This is a genomic window from Catenibacterium sp. GCM10023432 (genome assembly GCF_042651925.1).
GTDB lineage: Bacteria > Bacillota_I > Bacilli_A > Erysipelotrichales > Coprobacillaceae > Catenibacterium > Catenibacterium mitsuoka.
The window spans coordinates 1-271 of record NZ_JBHSEB010000095.1 but is presented as its reverse complement, the minus strand read 5'-3'; the positions used below and the strand labels follow the sequence as shown (position 1 = coordinate 271).

General features: G+C 37.6%; 1 pseudogene. It reads left to right on the top strand.

Going from position 1 to position 271, the window contains the following annotated elements:
• Positions 1 to 271 (top strand): annotated as a pseudogene (locus ACFOZZ_RS12090) (IS1595 family transposase); the annotation flags it as partial.

The window sequence follows — 271 nt, the reverse complement described above, 5'->3', positions numbered from 1 at the left end:
TGGAGACAAGCAAGACAACCTGCTTCTATATGCGTCATAAACTTTATCATGCAGCATCTGAAATTATGGGTCATCAGAAATTATCTGGTGAAGTTGAAATAGATACGCAGTATAAAAGTATCAACCTAAAGGGAACACGTCCTCAAAATATGCCTAGATACTCAAAGAAAAGAGGTAAACAGGCTGCATATAGAGGAATATCTCATCACAAGGTTGCTATTGTCTGTGCTACAGATGAAAATGATCATATGATGATGCAGGTATCAGGTCT